This is a genomic window from Shinella sp. 20P9.1.1 (assembly GCF_057798995.1).
Map to the genome: position 1 here is coordinate 421,420 of NZ_JBYOLC010000002.1, position 14,723 is coordinate 436,142.

Consider the following 14,723-nt stretch of genomic DNA (forward strand, 5'->3'; position numbering starts at 1 on the left):
CCTCGCACAAGTTTGAACGCCTAGGTTCGGTGGCACGATCAGGAAGATTGTGTGCCTTTCGCCTCCCGGAAGGCGCTGTGTCCGTGGAGATAGGTCAGCGGTGTTGTCAGGTTCCAGTGTTTTCGAGAGCAGGCGTTCGAGCGGCCCGCGGTTCATCCGCCGGGTTTCGTTTGCGTTTGCCGGGCACGCACCAAAGCAGGGAGAGGGCGCATGAGCGCACAACTCGCCCGCTACCTGAAGGATTTCGGCGCACCGCCGCGCGCCAAGGCGCCGACCTTCCAGCCGCCGAGCTTCGGCACTGAGGACGAAGGTGCCGCGACCGCCGAACCCTTCGCCATGCCGCTCGCCTTGCCGCCGGTCGATATCGAGGCCGAACGGGCCACCGCCTTCGCGGAGGGACGCTCGGAGGCCGAGGCCGAGCTTCATGCCAGGTTCGACGCCGAGATGGATGCCTTGAAAGAGGCGCACAAGGCCGAACTGGAAACGCTGCGCCTGCGCTACGAGCAGGACTATGCCAGGGCGCTCGCCGAACGCTTCTCGATGCTGACGGGCGAGGTTGCCGATGTCGTCGCCGCCCAGACCGCGCAGGTGCTGGCACCCGTCATGAACCAGATCCTGACCAAGGGTGCCGTCGCCGATCTCGCGCGCATGATCACCGAAGGGCTGCAGGATGGCGAGGGTGTGACCATCACGGTGAAGGGGCCGGCAAACCTCTTCGAACAGTTGAAAGCGCGTTTCGACGACCCCGCGCCGGTCTTCCGGCATGTCGAGACGCAGGATGTCGATTTGACGGTGGAGTATGGCGAAACCGTCCTGGTAACACGGATGGCAGCCTGGGCTGATACCGTACGCAAGGTGCTTGCATGAGCGAAGGCGAAAATCACCACCACGGCAAGAACGAGATCATCATCGTCAAGCGCCATGGCGACCATGACGGCGACCACCATTCGGCCGCCTGGAAGATCGCCTATGCCGACTTCATGACGGCCATGATGGCGTTCTTCCTCGTGATGTGGCTCGTCAATGCCGCCAACGAGAAGACGCAGGCCTCCGTCGCCGCCTATTTCAACCCGATCAAGCTGACCGACGACAAGCCGGCCGACAAATCGGTGAAGAAACCTGCCAACAGCGCGGAAGGCGAGGCGACGCAGGACAAGTCCAAGGAGGCCGGCCAGAAGAAGGCCGCCGGCAACGGCGCCGAAAGCGGCAAGGACGAAAGCACCACGGCGGGCGAAGAGACGAAGAACTCCGAGGCGAACTTCTTCGAGAACCCCTATTCGGTCTTGTCGGAGATCGCGCAGGAAGTCGGCCAGCAGGCCAATGTCAGCGCCAAGGGCGAAGGCGGTGCGGCCAATTCCGGCCCGGCAACCGGCGCCGATGGCGGCGAAGCCTATCGCGACCCGTTCGATCCCGACTTCTGGACGCAGCAGGTGGACATTTCCCAGGCGACCAGCAACGGCAGCGAAGGCAAGGCAAGCCAGCAGGTCGCCGTCGCCAGCGACAAGACCGTGCAGGAAGCGCTTGCCAAGGATGATGCAAAGAAGGCGGAGGCTGCAAAAGCCGAAACCGACAAGGCCGAAGCCGAAAAGTTGGCCGACGAGAAGAAGACCAAGGAAGACGACGACGCTGGCAAGCTGAAGGCCGAGATCACCCAGCAGATCGGCACGCTCGGCAAACTGGCGGAAGGCCTGACCGTGACGCCCGCCGAGGGTGGCCTGCTCGTCAGCCTGACCGACCAGATGGACACGCCGATGTTCAACATCGGCTCGGCGCTGCCCAAGCGCGAGATGGTGCTGGCCATGGAGAAGATCGGCAAGATCCTCGAAAGCCGCCCCGGCGCCATCGCCATCCGCGGTCATACCGACGCACGGCCCTTCGCTGGCGGCAAGAACGACAACTGGCGCCTGTCCATGGATCGCGCGCAAAGCGCCTATTACATGCTGGTGCGCGGCGGGCTTGCGGAAAAGCGCGTGAGCCAGGTCACGGGCTTCGCCGACCGGCGCCTGAAGGTGCCGTCCGATCCCATGGCCGATGCGAACCGTCGTATCGAAATCCTCATCCAGGCCGAGGGCGGCTGATCGATGGGCCTGTTCCGCCGCCTTCTCCTGACGGGTACGGTCTTCTGCGCAGCGTTCGGTGCCGGTGCATCCGCGCGTGCGGAAAACCCCGATGATATCGCGCCCTACAAGATGATCCGGTCGCTGCAATATGTGCAGGACACGGTGGTGCTCGGCGATCACTCGGCCATGGAGATGCAGCGTTTCCTGCTGACCACCATCGACGACCGGCTGCGCACGGCCGAGCCCTCCGTCTTCGACGATCCGCGCAATGTGGATGCGGCCCTCGTCTATGCGATGAGCGGCGGCAATCCCGAGACGCTGGAGCTCTTGATCAAGAAGGATGTCGACGGGCATTTTGATTCCCGCCTGACGGATGCGCTGCGCGCCTATCTCTCGGGCCGCGGCACGCAGAGCGTCAAATCGCTCGCGGAAATCTTTCCGGAATACAAGCGGTCGCGCGTCGGGCCTTACCTCGCGCTTGTGTCGGCCAATTCGGTCATCCGCAAGGACCCGGCGCTGGCGCTGACCTATTTCGATTGGGCGAGGCTCGTCGCGCCGGGCACGATCGTCGAGGAGGCGGCGTTGCGCCGCTCGATCTTCATCACCAGCGAAGCCGGCTGGATCGACAAGAGCATGATCTATGCGAATCGCTATGCGCGCCGCTACCTTGGCTCGCCCTATGCCAGCCAGTTTGCCGATCTGTTCGTGAAGCTGGCCGTCGATCATTTCGATGAACTCAAGGAAGAGGACATCCTGGAGGTTCTCTCCTTCATGGACGTGCCGCGCCAGCGCGAGGTCTATCTGCGCATGGCGCGCCTTGCAGCCATCACCGGCAAGAACAAGCTCGCGACGCTCGCCGCCACACGGGCGCAAATGCTGTCCGACGACGGCGAAAGCGTACCCAAGGTTCTGGCGGATCTCTATTCGGGGCTCGCTTCCGTGCCGTCGGGTGACGTCGCCTCGGCTATGGAGGCGATTGCCGCCATTCCCGACGACAAGCTTTCGCCGAAGGACCGGGCATTGAAGGCGGCGGCGAAGGCGGTGGCCGAGGAAGTGTTGCGGGCGCCGGAGACGGCCGCAGTGGAAGAGAGCGTGCCGCAAACGCAGACAGCCCTTCCGGTGGAAGGTGAAGACCCTTCCTATGACGGATTGAGTGAGGCCGAAACGGCAGACCGGAATATGGATCCGCGCGCAGGCGCGGAGGAGACCCCGGTCGCAGCCGCCGAGCCTGAGACGGAGAAGAAAGAGCGGCAGGAGAAGGCGGGCATCGATCCGGCTTTCGACACTTTCGTGTCGAGCGGCCGGTCCAAGCTCGACGCGATCGACGCGCTCTTGAAAGGAGAAGGCAGTTGAGCACCATCGGCAACGGTATTAACGGCGTCGTGCCGGGACAGACGTCCTCCAAGAGCAAGGCGGCCCACGGTAAGACGGCGGACACCGCGGAAAAGAGCTCGTTCGCCAACGCGGTGGCCAGCCTGCAAGGTAAAGCCGGCGATGGCGAGAGCGGTCGCAAGGGCGGGCGCATCTCTATTGCCGAGACCGGCCGCAGCCAGATCCAGATCGAGCAGACCGCCGAGACGCGCACTAGCATCCCGCGGGACCTAACCGCACTCGCAGAGGCCTTGCAGGAAGCGAGCGCCGCCTCGTCATCTGCCAAGACGGGAAAGACGTCTCTTGAAGAGCAGTTTGGTCCGCATAAGGATGAGAAGGGGGCACCGCTCCACAAGACGCGGGCTGACGACCACGAGGCTGGCGGGGCCGCTACGAAAAAGGGCGACGAGCCCAAGGCCAAGCATGAGGAGGAAGATAAGCTTCGGGTGGCGCGTGGCGATTCCAAGGACGTTACGGACGCCAAGACCGTTGACGAAGCTCCCGCCGAAAGCGATGCCGGCAATCTGCTCGAAATGCTGACCACGCCTGCTGCCATTCCGCAATCCGTCATCAATGGCGCTGCCGCCCAGGTGGCGGCATCCGGTATGATGCCGGATGTGAAGGGGCAGGCGGGCGAGAAGAACTTGGCGAAGGCCGAGGTCGCCCTCACCACGAAGGCTGATGGTAAGGCAACTGCCAATGCGGACGCCGCGCTGCTCGCCGATACGGCTGAAGCTGGCGAAGTGCCCGAGTCGGATACGGACCAGCTCTTCCGGCTGATCCGCGCCGACGGCAAGGGCCGGGATCTCGATATGAGCATTTCGGGCACCGGCGAGCGCACAAACGTACGTGATGCCAGCCAGACGGCAGCCGCGAAGGCCGAGACGGTGACCGTGCTCGATTCCCGCCGCTACATCGGCCTGGCGCAGACCGGCAATGCCGGCGCGGTGACGACAGCCATCGCGCAGGATCCGAACTGGGCGGCATCGCTCAGCTCCACCGGCGGCCTCAGCCATTCGGAGGAGGCGGTGACCGGCAAGGTCGTAAATACGCTGAAGATCCAGATGAAGCCGATCGACCTCGGCATGGTGACGGCCACACTGCGCCTGCATGGCGATGCGCTGGTCGTTTCGCTGCAGGTGGAGACGGGCGAAGCCTATCGTCAGCTCAGCGACGATCAGGACGCCATCGTCAAGGCGCTGCGCGGCCAGGGCTTCGCTGTCGATCAGGTCAGCGTCCAGCTGACGCCGGCCGACCGCAGCAGCGGTACGCAGCAGGGCGACGGACAGTCCTCACAGCAACAGCAGCAGTTCTCCAGTCAGCCACAGGCCCGTGAGGGCGGTAACGGCCGCCAGGGCGGCAATGGCGACGGCACACGCACTTTCGCAGGCGAAGGAACCTCCCATGACGGCAACACGTCGGAAAACGCTTCTGGTCTCGCTGGCGGCCAGCCTGTGCGCTCTGGCGGCGTCTACCTCTGAGGCGGCGACATCGGCGGGCAGCTGCGAGCGCGAGATCCTCGCCGCTGCCGCGAAATACGATATCCCGGCCGGCATCCTCTATTCCGTCGGTCTCACCGAGACCGGCCGGAAGGGATCGTTGCAGCCCTATGCCATGAATATCGAGGGCAAGGCCTATTTTGGCCGGAACCAGGAGGAGGCGTTACAAGCCTTCCAGGCGGCGCGGGCGCACGGCGCCAAGCTGATCGACCTCGGCTGCATGCAGATCAACCACCATTTCCACGGCGACCAGTTCGCGTCGCCGGCGGAAATGTTCGACCCGCGCAAGAATGTCGAATATGCGGCGTCCTTCCTTGCGCGTCTCCACGCCAGGCATGAGACCTGGACCATGGCTGTCGCCCGCTACCATGCGGGCCCGAACAACGACCCCGCGCAGAAGCGTTATGTTTGCCGGGTGATCGCCAATCTGGTTGCGACGGGCTATGGAAGCTGGACGACGAACGCGAAAACGTTCTGCCAGTAATTCTATTAAAAGTTGATATTTTGAGCCTATTCGGCCTGTGCCGTAATGTGGCAGGAATGCGCCCTGTTTTGGCATGGCAAGGCGCAGCGTTAACCTTTGTTAACTTTTCCACCGTAAAATTGTGGCGTAGTCCCGGATAAGCTACTATATGTAGACCAAATCGGCACGAAATTCTTAATCAACTGTTAAATTCACCCAGTCACTTTCTCTAGTTGCCGGTGATTCGCCCGATTCGTACCACTGCCTGAACGAAGCACCACACTGATTCGGAGGCGGACGAATGATCGTAGTGGTTGATGAGCGCGAGCTCGTGAAAGACGGCTATACTTCTCTTTTTGGTCGCGAGGGCGTACCCTCGACGGGGTTCGACCCTCGTGAGTTCGGCGAGTGGGTCAACACCGCTGCCGATTCCGACATCGATGCGGTCGAGGCATTCCTGATCGGTCAGGGCCAGCACGGCATGGAACTGCCGCGGGCGATCCGGGATCGTTCGCAGGCTCCGGTCATCGCGGTCAGCGATACACCGTCGCTCGAAAACACCCTTGCGCTGTTCGACAGCGGCGTCGACGACGTCGTGCGCAAGCCGGTTCATCCCCGTGAGATCCTGGCCCGTGCGGCGGCCATCCGGCGTCGCCTGAAGGCGCTCACCAATTTCACCGAGATCGGCCCTATCAGGGTGTTCTCCGATGGTCGCGATCCCGAGATCAATGACGAGATCTTTCCGCTGCCGCGCCGCGAGCGCCGCATCCTGGAATATCTGGTCGCCAACCGCGGCCGCCGGCTTTCCAAGACCCAGATCTTCAACGCGATCTACGGCATTTTCGACGAGGACGTCGAAGAGAACGTGGTCGAAAGCCACATCAGCAAGCTGCGCAAGAAGCTGCGCAAGAAGCTCGGTTTCGACCCGATCGATTCCAAGCGCTTCCTTGGCTACTGCATCGATTGGCAGGGCTGAAAAAGTTTGTGCTCCGGCGGGGAAGGCGGACCCCGCCGGAGCACATTGCAGCCAGCTTCACGCAAGGCCCGTCCCATAGGGTCTAGGTGACGAGACGAACGGGGATTTGATATGAGCCTTTACGGTACGATGAGAACGGGTGTTTCCGGCATGAACGCCCAGGCGAACCGCCTGAGCACGGTTGCCGACAACATCGCGAATGCGAACACGACGGGCTACAAGAAGGCCTCGACCCAGTTCTCCTCGCTGATTCTGCCCGCGACGGGCGGCGCCTACAATTCCGGCGGCGTGACCACCGACGTGCGCTACTCCATCGCCTCGCAGGGCACCTTCACCTACACGACGTCGTCGACGGACCTCGCCATCAACGGCAAGGGCTTCTTCATCGTCAAGGGCAGCGACGGCCAGGAATACATGACCCGCGCCGGCGCCTTCACCCCGATGGACGACGGCTCGCTGCAGAACTCCGCCGGCTTCACGCTGATGGGCTACGAATATTCCTCGACCGAGGATCCGACGATCGTCGTCAACGGCTTCGACGGTCTGGAAGAGATCAACCTTTCCTCCGGCGAACTCAGCGCCACGGGTTCGACCGAGGGCGCGCTCGACGTCAACCTGCCGTCGAATGCGGCTGACGGTTTCGAGAAGAAGACCTCGCTCAAGGCCTATGACAGCCAGGGCAATTCGCGTCTGATCGAATTCAATTACACCAAGGTGTCGGACAACAACTGGACGGTCGAGGCGACCTACGACGGCACGTCTATCGCCGGCCCGATTGCCATGGTCTTCGGCACCGACGGCAAGCTCCTGTCGCCGTCGCCGGCAACGATCACGACCAGCGCGCTGGCCACCGGCGGTGCGAACCTCGCCTCGCTGGAAATCAGCATCGGCGGCTCCACCCAGCTCGCCTCCGATTTCGGCGTCTCCAACGGCAAGATCGACGGCAACGCGGCCGCCAAGGTCACCGGTTACGAGATCAGCGACGACGGCGTTCTCTCGCTGAAATATTCGAATGGCGAACTGACCCCGAAATACCGTATCGCCATGGCCTCGGTGCAGAGCCCCGACAACCTCAAGCCCCTGCCGGGCAACGTCTACTCGCAGAGCAACGATTCGGGCGTCGTCGTCATGGGTTATGCCGGCAGCAACGGCTACGGCAGCATCATTTCCGGTGCGCTCGAAGATTCCAACGTCGATATCGCCGAGGAACTGACGAGCATGATCGAATCGCAGCGTAACTACACGGCGAATTCGAAGGTCTTCCAGACCGGCTCGGAACTCATGGAAACGCTCGTCAACCTGAAGAGATAATGCGGCCTGAACCCCGCGCGCAGTCGAGAGTTAGGTAAATCCGATGTCGCTTTCAACAGCAATGAAGACTGCTCAGTCGAGCTTTTCGAACGTAGGCCTGCAATCGGCCGTCGCGTCGAAGAACATTGCCAATGCAAGCGACGCGGCCTATGCGCGCCGGTCGGCGGTTCTCGCCACGGCCGCAACGGGTGCCTCCGTCGTCGAAACGCAGCGGGCCCAGAACGAGGCTTTGCTGAAGCAGAACCTCCTCAGCATCTCCAAGTCGTCCGCGCAGGATACGCTCCTGACGGGGCTGACCAACATGAAGATGATGCTCGGCGGCGAGGACTACGAACTCGCCCCGTCCACCTATCTTTCCAAGCTGCGCGACAATCTCCAGGCCTTCGCCGACAAGCCGAACGAAGTTTCGCTTGCCGAGACGGTGGTGGCCGATGCCACCGACGTCGCTAATTCGCTGAACAGCACGTCGCTTGCCGTGCAGAAGATGCGCGCCGAGGCGGATGCCGATATCGGCACTGCCGTGACGGAACTCAACCGTCTGCTCGCCGAGTTCAAGACCTATAACGATCAGGTCAAGCAGGGCACGGCCGCCGGCACCGACGTCAATGACGCGCTCGACCAGCGCGACAAGCTTCTGACGCAGATCTCCCAGATCGTCGGCGTCAGCACGCTGAAGCGTACGAACAACGACCTTGCACTTTATACCAGCGACGGCACGGTGCTTTTCGAGACCGAGCCGCGCACGGTCACCTTCACGTCGACCCCGACCTATACGGCGGCGGTCACCGGCAACCAGATCTATATCGATGGCGTCGCCGTCCAGGCGGGTGCCGGCGGCAACACCAGCGCCCAGGGATCGATCGCAGCCCTGCTGCAGCTGCGCGACGAAGCAGCCCCGGTTTTCCAGAACCAGCTCGACGAAATCTCGCGCGGCCTGATCTCGATGTTCTCGGAGAGCATCGAGACGCCAGCAGGCTCGGGCACCTTCGTCGACACGGACGGCCTCTTCACCTGGAGCGGCATTCCGACGGTCAATTCGCCCGGTCTCGGTGCGGTGATCAAGGTCAATCCCGCCGTCATCACAAGCCAGGGCGGCAACGCCATGCTGTTGCGTGACGGCATCAACGATACGTTCAATACCGGCAACAATGCCAGCTTCTCTGATCTGCTGAAGAGCTATGCGGCGGCGTTCGAAACGCCCATGACCTTCGATGCGGATGCGGCGATCGACACGACGGCAACGATCCTCGCCTTCTCGACAGGCTCGGTCGGCTGGCTGGAACAGTTGCGAAGCGCGGCGACCACGGCCGGCGACGACAAGGCGGCGCTGCTTGGCCGTACGCAGGAAGCGCTCCAGAACGTGACCTCCGTCAGTCTCGACGAAGAGCTGGCGCTGCTTCTCGATCTCGAACAGTCCTACAAGGCCTCGGCAAAACTCGTATCGGCGGTCGATGAGATGATCACCGCGCTTCTCCAGGCGGCAGGCTAAGCTATGAAGGCTTCTTTCGTTTCCAACATGTCCCTCCAGAACGCGATGCGCATCACGGTTGCGAGCGCGCAGAAGGAGATGCTGAAGGTCCAGGAAGAGTCCGTGACGGGCCGTCATGCGGATGTCGGCGCGGAGCTGGGTGCGAAGACCGCCCGCACGCTGAACCTTCACCGCGACCTGCAGCGCATGGAATCGCTGAAGAGCACCAACGCCCTGACGACGCAGCGCCTTGCCGCCTCCCAGGCCGCGCTCGGCCAGATGTCGACGGCGGCAAACGACGCCATGGGCGTGCTCATCGCGCTTTCCGGCATCACCTCCTCCGACCAGCTCCAGCTTGCCCAGAAGAATATCGGCGAGGCGCTGTCGACCTTCACGGCGGCGGCCAACACCTCCTTCAGCGGCGAATACCTGTTCGCGGGCATCAATTCCGACGTGATGCCGTTCAACGACTATGCCCAGACATCGCCCGTGTCGGATGCGAAGACCGCTTTCGACGCCGCTTTCCTGGCGCATTTCGGCTTCGACCAGACCGATGCGGCTGTTTCGACCATCGACCCCACGGACATGCAGTCATTTGTCGACTCGCTCGAGACGAGCTTCATGGGCGTGGACTGGGAGAACAACTGGTCGAACGCGTCTGACGAGAACATGAACAGCCGCATCAGCGCCTCCGAAACGGTGCAGAGCTCGACCAACACCAATGTGGACGGCATGCGCCACATGGCGCTCGGTCTGGTGATCGGCAAGGAACTCCTGGCACTCAATATTTCCGAGGCGTCCCGCAAGGTCGTGAGTGATGCAGCGATCGACTATATGGGCCGCGCCGTCTCCGGCATCGACGGGGAACGCTCGAAGCTCGGCATTTCCGAATCCCGCGTGACCCAGGCCAACACCTCTCTCGACGCCCAGGTCACCATCTTGAGCACCAGCATCAAGGATATGGAAGGCATCGATACCTACGAGGCGGCGACACGCGTGACCACGCTCGAATCGCAGCTTTCGCTCGCCTACACGCTCACCTCGCGGATCCAGAACCTGAGCCTGCTGAACTACCTCTGATGAAGCAGAGGATACGGACACACATGAAGGATGTCTGAATGTACCAGTTTTCATATGCCGAGATCATGGAGGAGGGCGTCGCCGTCTCGAAAGATCGAGAACGGCAGGTCCTCGAACGGTCTGTTGCGCTTTTGGAAGCTGCAATCGCGGCCGGCGGAACCTACGGCAAGGAAGCGGTCGAGGCCGTCTATTACACGCGTCGCGTTTGGATCCGGTTCATCGAGGATCTCGGAAATCCGGAAAACCAGCTCGACGACGAACTCAGGGCCAATCTGATCTCGATCGCAATCTGGATTCTCAAGGAAATCGAAAAGATCCGCAAACGCGAATCCAAGAATTTCCAGGGCATTATCGACATTACAACCATCATCAAGGATGGAATCAAATGAAAAGTACGCTGCGTATATCGCTGAAGTCTGGGGAACGCATTTTTGTCAACGGCGCCGTTCTGCGGGTTGATCGCAAGGTGGCGATCGAATTCCTCAACGACGTGACCTTCCTTCTGGAAAATCACGTTCTGCAGCCGGAACAGGCGACGACCCCGCTTCGCCAGCTCTATTTCATCGCGCAGATGGCGCTGATCAATCCGGAAGGCGCCGAGCAGTCGATCGCCATGTTCCGCAAGTCGGTCATCATGCTGCTCTCGTGCTTCAAGAACGAAGAGGTGCTTGCCGAGCTGAAGCGCGTCGATGCACTCGTCACGCAGGGCCGCGCCTTCGAGGCGCTGAAGGCGATCCGCGGTCTCTACCCGATCGAGGACCGCATTCTCAACAACCAGGAAATGGCGCCCGCCACGATCGAGCAGATCCGCAGGGAGATCGCACCATGGTAACCCCGGTCGGCGCCGCAAGCAGCGCCACGTCCACTCCGGTCGCGACGGGCAGCGAAGCGACGACCGCCGAAAAGTCGGCGACGCTGAACTATGAGAGCTTCCTGAAGCTGCTCGTAGCGCAGATGAAGAACCAGGATCCGACCGAGCCGATGGATTCGGCCCAGCAGATGGCGCAGCTCGCGACCTTCTCGCAGGTCGAGCAGACCATCAAGACGAACAAGAACCTCGAAAGCCTGCTGCAGCGCACGTCGCTGCAGGAAGCCAACTCCGTGATCGGTCGCACCGTCACCAGCGAGGACGGCAAGATTACTGGTGTCGTCAAGGAAGTGACGCTATACAACGACGGTATCGTAGCCAAGCTTGATTCGGGCGAGAAACTCGTCATCGGACCGGGCGTGAAGATAAGCGAAACCAAGACTTGAATGAGGCAGATGCCCTCGACATAGCGCAGGCAGCCATCTGGACGGTCGTCGTGGCCTCCGGACCGGCTGTGCTTGCCGCCATGATCGTCGGCGTCACCATCGCCTTCGTGCAGGCGTTGACGCAGGTGCAGGAAATGACCCTCACCTTCGTGCCGAAAATCCTGGCGATCTTCGTTGCGATCGCCATTTCGGCGCCCTTCATCGGCGCCCAGATCTCCATCTTCACGGATCTCGTCTTCTCCCGCATCCAGAGCGGGTTCTAGCGCGCCTCCAGTCGCGCTTCACGCCTTACCGGCGTGGCTTTCCCCATCCTCGCGCAAGCTTCGCCCTGTAGGTCATCGGGTGAAATGGGCGACGCATGTTCCGCGCCGCCGCCTCTCATGATGAGACGGGAAGCATAAAGATGGCGCAAGTTCCGGCAATCAACCTTCCGAAGGTCAGCCCCAGCGGTCGCGATGTCGCGTTCGCCGTGGGCATCCTGACGATCCTGTCGATCCTTTTCCTGCCGATCCCGGCCTTCATGATCGACATAGGCCTGGCCTTTTCCATCGCCTTCTCGGTCCTGATCCTGATGGTCTCGCTGTGGATCCAGCGGCCGCTCGATTTCTCGGCCTTTCCGACAGTCCTCCTCATCGCCACCATGGTGCGCCTGTCGCTCAACATCGCGACGACGCGCGTCATTCTCTCGCATGGCAACGAGGGCCACGATGCGGCGGGCGGCGTGATTGCCGGTTTCGCCAGCCTCGTCATGTCCGGCGACTTCGTCATCGGTCTCATCGTCTTCATGATCCTGATCGTGGTGAACTTCATCGTCATCACCAAGGGTGCGACGCGTATCGCGGAAGTCGGCGCGCGCTTCACCCTCGATGCGATCCCCGGCAAGCAGATGTCGATCGACGCCGACCTTTCGGCCGGCCTCATCGACGAGAAGCAGGCGCAGCTGCGCCGCCGCGAGCTGGAAGAGGAAAGCTCCTTCTTCGGTTCGATGGACGGTGCCTCGAAATTCGTGCGCGGCGATGCCATTGCCGGCCTGCTCATCACCGCCATCAACGTGTTCGGCGGCATCATCATCGGCTATTTCCGCCACGGCATGGAACTCGGCGAAGCCGCCGACGTCTTCGTCAAGCTCTCGGTCGGCGACGGTCTCGTCTCGCAAATCCCGGCCCTCATCGTCTCGCTTGCCGCAGGCCTCATCGTCTCGCGCGGCGGCACGTCGGGCTCCACCGACCAGGCGGTCATCAACCAGCTCTCCGGCTATCCGCGCGCGCTTCTCGTTGCCGCAGGACTGATGATCATGCTCGCCCTCATGCCGGGCCTGCCCTTCCTGCCCTTCATGGTGCTCGGCGGCCTGATGGCTTTCGGCGGCTGGATCATCCCGCGCCGCATCGAGGCCGAGAACCAGGTCAAGCGTGCTGCCGAAGCCCAGCAGGTTCAGGCGACGCGCGACCAGGAGAAGGATTCGGTCAAGTCGGTGCTCAAGACCGCCGAGATCGAACTGCTGCTTGGCAAGCAGGTCTCCACCCGTCTTCTCGGCGCGCACCAGGAACTGGCCTTCCGCGTCGGCAAGATGCGCAAGAAATTCGCCGGGCAATACGGCTTCGTCGTGCCGGAAATCAAGGTTTCCGACGACATCGCCATTCCCGACAAGTCCTATCAGATCCGCATCCACGGCACGACGATCGCCTCAAACATCGTGCGCGTCGGCGAAGTGCTGGTCGTCACCGGGGGCGGGCGCAAGCCGAGCGTGCCGGGTGACGAGATCCGCGAACCCGCCTTCGGCATGCCGGCCGTCTCGATCCTGGAAACCTTCGCCGAAGACCTGCGCCGCGAGGGCTTCCATCCGATCGACAACGTTTCGGTGGTGCTGACGCATCTGTCGGAAGTCATCCGCAACAACCTGCCGCAGCTCCTCTCCTACAAGGACGTCAAGGTGCTGATCGAGCGCCTCGACCCGGAATACCGCAAGCTTGCCGACGAGATCTGCTCGTCGCACATGTCCTATTCCGGTCTTCAGGCCGTGCTGAAGCTGCTGCTCGCCGAGCGCGTCTCCATCCGCAACCTGCATCTCATCCTCGAAGCAGTCGCCGAACTCGCACCGCATGTGCGCAAGACCGAGCAGATCGTCGAGCATGTCCGCATCCGCATGGCCCAGCAGATCTGCGGCGATCTGACCGACAACGGCGTGCTGCCGGTGCTGCGTCTCGGCAACAAATGGGACATGGTGTTCCACCAGGCGCTGAAGCGCGACAGCAAGGGCGAAATCGTCGAGTTCGACATCGACCCGCGCCAGCTCGAAGAGTTTTCCGAACAGGCGACCCGGGTTATCCGCGAGTTTCTGGACCGCGGCACGCCCTTTGTACTGGTCACGTCGCCCGAATCCCGCTCTTATGTGCGCATGATCATCGAACGCCTGTTTGCAACATTGCCGGTTCTCTCGCATGTCGAGCTCGCCAAGGGCATCGAGATCAAGATCCTCGGCTCGATTTCATGATAACCGACCCGCAGGGCACGGTGCTGGCGCTGTTCGCCGCCTTCTGCCGTGTCGGCGGGTGTTTCATGCTGCTGCCGGGCTTTTCTTCGGCCCGTATTTCGATCCAGATTCGCCTCTTCCTGGCGATCGCCATCTCGATGGGCGTGCTGCCCATCATGTGGGATGTCATCTATCCGCGCGCCACTGGCGATCTCGACGGCTATCTCTCGATGATCGCCTTCGAAACGCTGACGGGGGCGGCCATCGGCCTGATCGCCCGCTACTACGTGCTCGGCCTGCAATTTGCCGGCACGGTGCTGACCATGATGATGGGCTTCAACGCGCCGCCGACACCGGATGTGCTGGAAGACACCCAGGAAAACCAGCTGACGAACCTCTTGTCCTTTGCCGGCCTGCTCGTGCTGTTCATGCTGGATTTCCACCATGTCGTCATGCGGGCGCTGATCGAATCCTACAATGTCATGCCGATCGGCGCCGGCTTCAATCCGCAGAGCGCGCTGATCACGCTCACCGACACGCTCAGCCAGACCTTCATGATCATGCTGCGGCTGGCGAGCCCGTTCATTCTCTACGGCCTCGTGTTCAACGTCTCTGTCGGCCTGATCAACAAGCTTGCGCCGCAGATTCCGATCTACTTCGTCTCGCTGCCCTTCATCATCATGGGCGGCTTGTTCCTGCTCTATTTCGGCATCTCCTCGCTGCTTGAGATTTTCGCGAGCGGCTTCATTCCGGTCTTCAGGGGAGAATAGC

Annotated in this window: 15 protein-coding genes; all 15 read left to right on the forward strand. The window is 62.0% G+C overall.

What is annotated here, in order from left to right; all coding sequences use genetic code 11:
• Window positions 1–210 precede the first annotated feature (210 nt).
• The 15 genes from AC27VQ_RS05645 (at window position 211) to fliR (ending at window position 14,722) form a co-directional block, all read left to right on the forward strand.
• On the forward strand, window positions 211–867 hold the full coding sequence (locus AC27VQ_RS05645) for a hypothetical protein (RefSeq protein WP_488715526.1): 657 nt from the start codon (window positions 211–213) through the stop codon (window positions 865–867).
• Window positions 864–2,078 carry a MotB family protein gene (locus AC27VQ_RS05650; protein WP_488715527.1) on the forward strand — a complete coding sequence of 405 codons (1,215 nt, stop codon included), beginning with the start codon at window positions 864–866 and terminating at the stop codon, window positions 2,076–2,078. Before AC27VQ_RS05645 ends, AC27VQ_RS05650 begins: the two co-directional genes overlap by 4 nt.
• Window positions 2,079–2,087: 9 nt before the next feature.
• Window positions 2,088–3,413, forward strand: coding sequence for a chemotaxis protein MotC (gene motC / locus AC27VQ_RS05655; RefSeq protein WP_488715572.1), 1,326 nt, complete (start codon window positions 2,088–2,090; stop codon window positions 3,411–3,413).
• Window positions 3,410–4,912 (forward strand): flagellar hook-length control protein FliK, encoded by a 1,503-nt coding sequence (gene fliK, locus AC27VQ_RS05660; protein ID WP_488715528.1) that lies wholly within the window; start codon window positions 3,410–3,412, stop codon window positions 4,910–4,912. The genes motC and fliK overlap by 4 nt, the downstream gene beginning before the upstream one ends.
• A complete protein-coding gene (locus tag AC27VQ_RS05665) occupies window positions 4,836–5,414 on the forward strand; it encodes a transglycosylase SLT domain-containing protein (RefSeq protein ID WP_313523602.1) in 579 nt (192 codons plus the stop codon). The genes fliK and AC27VQ_RS05665 overlap by 77 nt, the downstream gene beginning before the upstream one ends.
• Before the next feature lie 280 nt (window positions 5,415–5,694).
• The gene (rem, locus tag AC27VQ_RS05670; RefSeq protein ID WP_117368215.1) at window positions 5,695–6,369 is read left to right on the forward strand and encodes a transcriptional activator Rem; all 675 of its coding nucleotides are present in this window, start codon (window positions 5,695–5,697) and stop codon (window positions 6,367–6,369) included.
• Between the two features lie 111 nt (window positions 6,370–6,480).
• Window positions 6,481–7,680: a flagellar hook protein FlgE gene (locus AC27VQ_RS05675; RefSeq protein WP_421594306.1), complete on the forward strand. Its 1,200-nt coding sequence runs from the start codon at window positions 6,481–6,483 to the stop codon at window positions 7,678–7,680.
• Between the two features lie 43 nt (window positions 7,681–7,723).
• Window positions 7,724–9,169, forward strand: coding sequence for a flagellar hook-associated protein FlgK (flgK, locus tag AC27VQ_RS05680; protein WP_313523608.1), 1,446 nt, complete (start codon window positions 7,724–7,726; stop codon window positions 9,167–9,169).
• Between the two features lie 3 nt (window positions 9,170–9,172).
• Window positions 9,173–10,228, forward strand: coding sequence for a flagellar hook-associated family protein (locus AC27VQ_RS05685; RefSeq protein ID WP_313523609.1), 1,056 nt, complete (start codon window positions 9,173–9,175; stop codon window positions 10,226–10,228).
• A gap of 38 nt (window positions 10,229–10,266) precedes the next feature.
• Complete coding sequence (flaF, locus tag AC27VQ_RS05690) at window positions 10,267–10,617, forward strand: flagellar biosynthesis regulator FlaF (protein ID WP_313523610.1); 351 nt, start codon at window positions 10,267–10,269, stop codon at window positions 10,615–10,617.
• Window positions 10,614–11,060, forward strand: a complete 447-nt coding sequence (flbT, locus tag AC27VQ_RS05695; protein WP_244760987.1) for a flagellar biosynthesis repressor FlbT — start codon at window positions 10,614–10,616, stop codon at window positions 11,058–11,060. Before flaF ends, flbT begins: the two co-directional genes overlap by 4 nt.
• Window positions 11,054–11,482, forward strand: coding sequence for a flagellar hook assembly protein FlgD (flgD, locus tag AC27VQ_RS05700; RefSeq protein ID WP_313523612.1), 429 nt, complete (start codon window positions 11,054–11,056; stop codon window positions 11,480–11,482). Before flbT ends, flgD begins: the two co-directional genes overlap by 7 nt.
• Window positions 11,479–11,745: a flagellar biosynthesis protein FliQ gene (gene fliQ / locus AC27VQ_RS05705; protein WP_117368229.1), complete on the forward strand. Its 267-nt coding sequence runs from the start codon at window positions 11,479–11,481 to the stop codon at window positions 11,743–11,745. Before flgD ends, fliQ begins: the two co-directional genes overlap by 4 nt.
• Before the next feature lie 140 nt (window positions 11,746–11,885).
• Window positions 11,886–13,973, forward strand: a complete 2,088-nt coding sequence (flhA, locus tag AC27VQ_RS05710; protein ID WP_313523616.1) for a flagellar biosynthesis protein FlhA — start codon at window positions 11,886–11,888, stop codon at window positions 13,971–13,973.
• Entirely contained in the window at window positions 13,970–14,722 is a 753-nt protein-coding gene (gene fliR / locus AC27VQ_RS05715; protein WP_313523618.1) for a flagellar biosynthetic protein FliR, read from the forward strand. The genes flhA and fliR overlap by 4 nt, the downstream gene beginning before the upstream one ends.
• Window position 14,723 lies beyond the last annotated feature (1 nt).

Coding starts and splice junctions, on each gene's coding strand:
- AC27VQ_RS05645 (WP_488715526.1), top strand. CDS start 211: ATGAGCGCACAACTCGCCCGCTACCTGAAGGATTTCGGCGCACCGCCG.
- AC27VQ_RS05650 (WP_488715527.1), top strand. CDS start 864: ATGAGCGAAGGCGAAAATCACCACCACGGCAAGAACGAGATCATCATC.
- AC27VQ_RS05665 (WP_313523602.1), top strand. CDS start 4,836: ATGACGGCAACACGTCGGAAAACGCTTCTGGTCTCGCTGGCGGCCAGC.
- rem (WP_117368215.1), top strand. CDS start 5,695: ATGATCGTAGTGGTTGATGAGCGCGAGCTCGTGAAAGACGGCTATACT.
- AC27VQ_RS05675 (WP_421594306.1), top strand. CDS start 6,481: ATGAGCCTTTACGGTACGATGAGAACGGGTGTTTCCGGCATGAACGCC.
- flgK (WP_313523608.1), top strand. CDS start 7,724: ATGTCGCTTTCAACAGCAATGAAGACTGCTCAGTCGAGCTTTTCGAAC.
- AC27VQ_RS05685 (WP_313523609.1), top strand. CDS start 9,173: ATGAAGGCTTCTTTCGTTTCCAACATGTCCCTCCAGAACGCGATGCGC.
- flaF (WP_313523610.1), top strand. CDS start 10,267: ATGTACCAGTTTTCATATGCCGAGATCATGGAGGAGGGCGTCGCCGTC.
- flbT (WP_244760987.1), top strand. CDS start 10,614: ATGAAAAGTACGCTGCGTATATCGCTGAAGTCTGGGGAACGCATTTTT.
- flgD (WP_313523612.1), top strand. CDS start 11,054: ATGGTAACCCCGGTCGGCGCCGCAAGCAGCGCCACGTCCACTCCGGTC.
- flhA (WP_313523616.1), top strand. CDS start 11,886: ATGGCGCAAGTTCCGGCAATCAACCTTCCGAAGGTCAGCCCCAGCGGT.
- fliR (WP_313523618.1), top strand. CDS start 13,970: ATGATAACCGACCCGCAGGGCACGGTGCTGGCGCTGTTCGCCGCCTTC.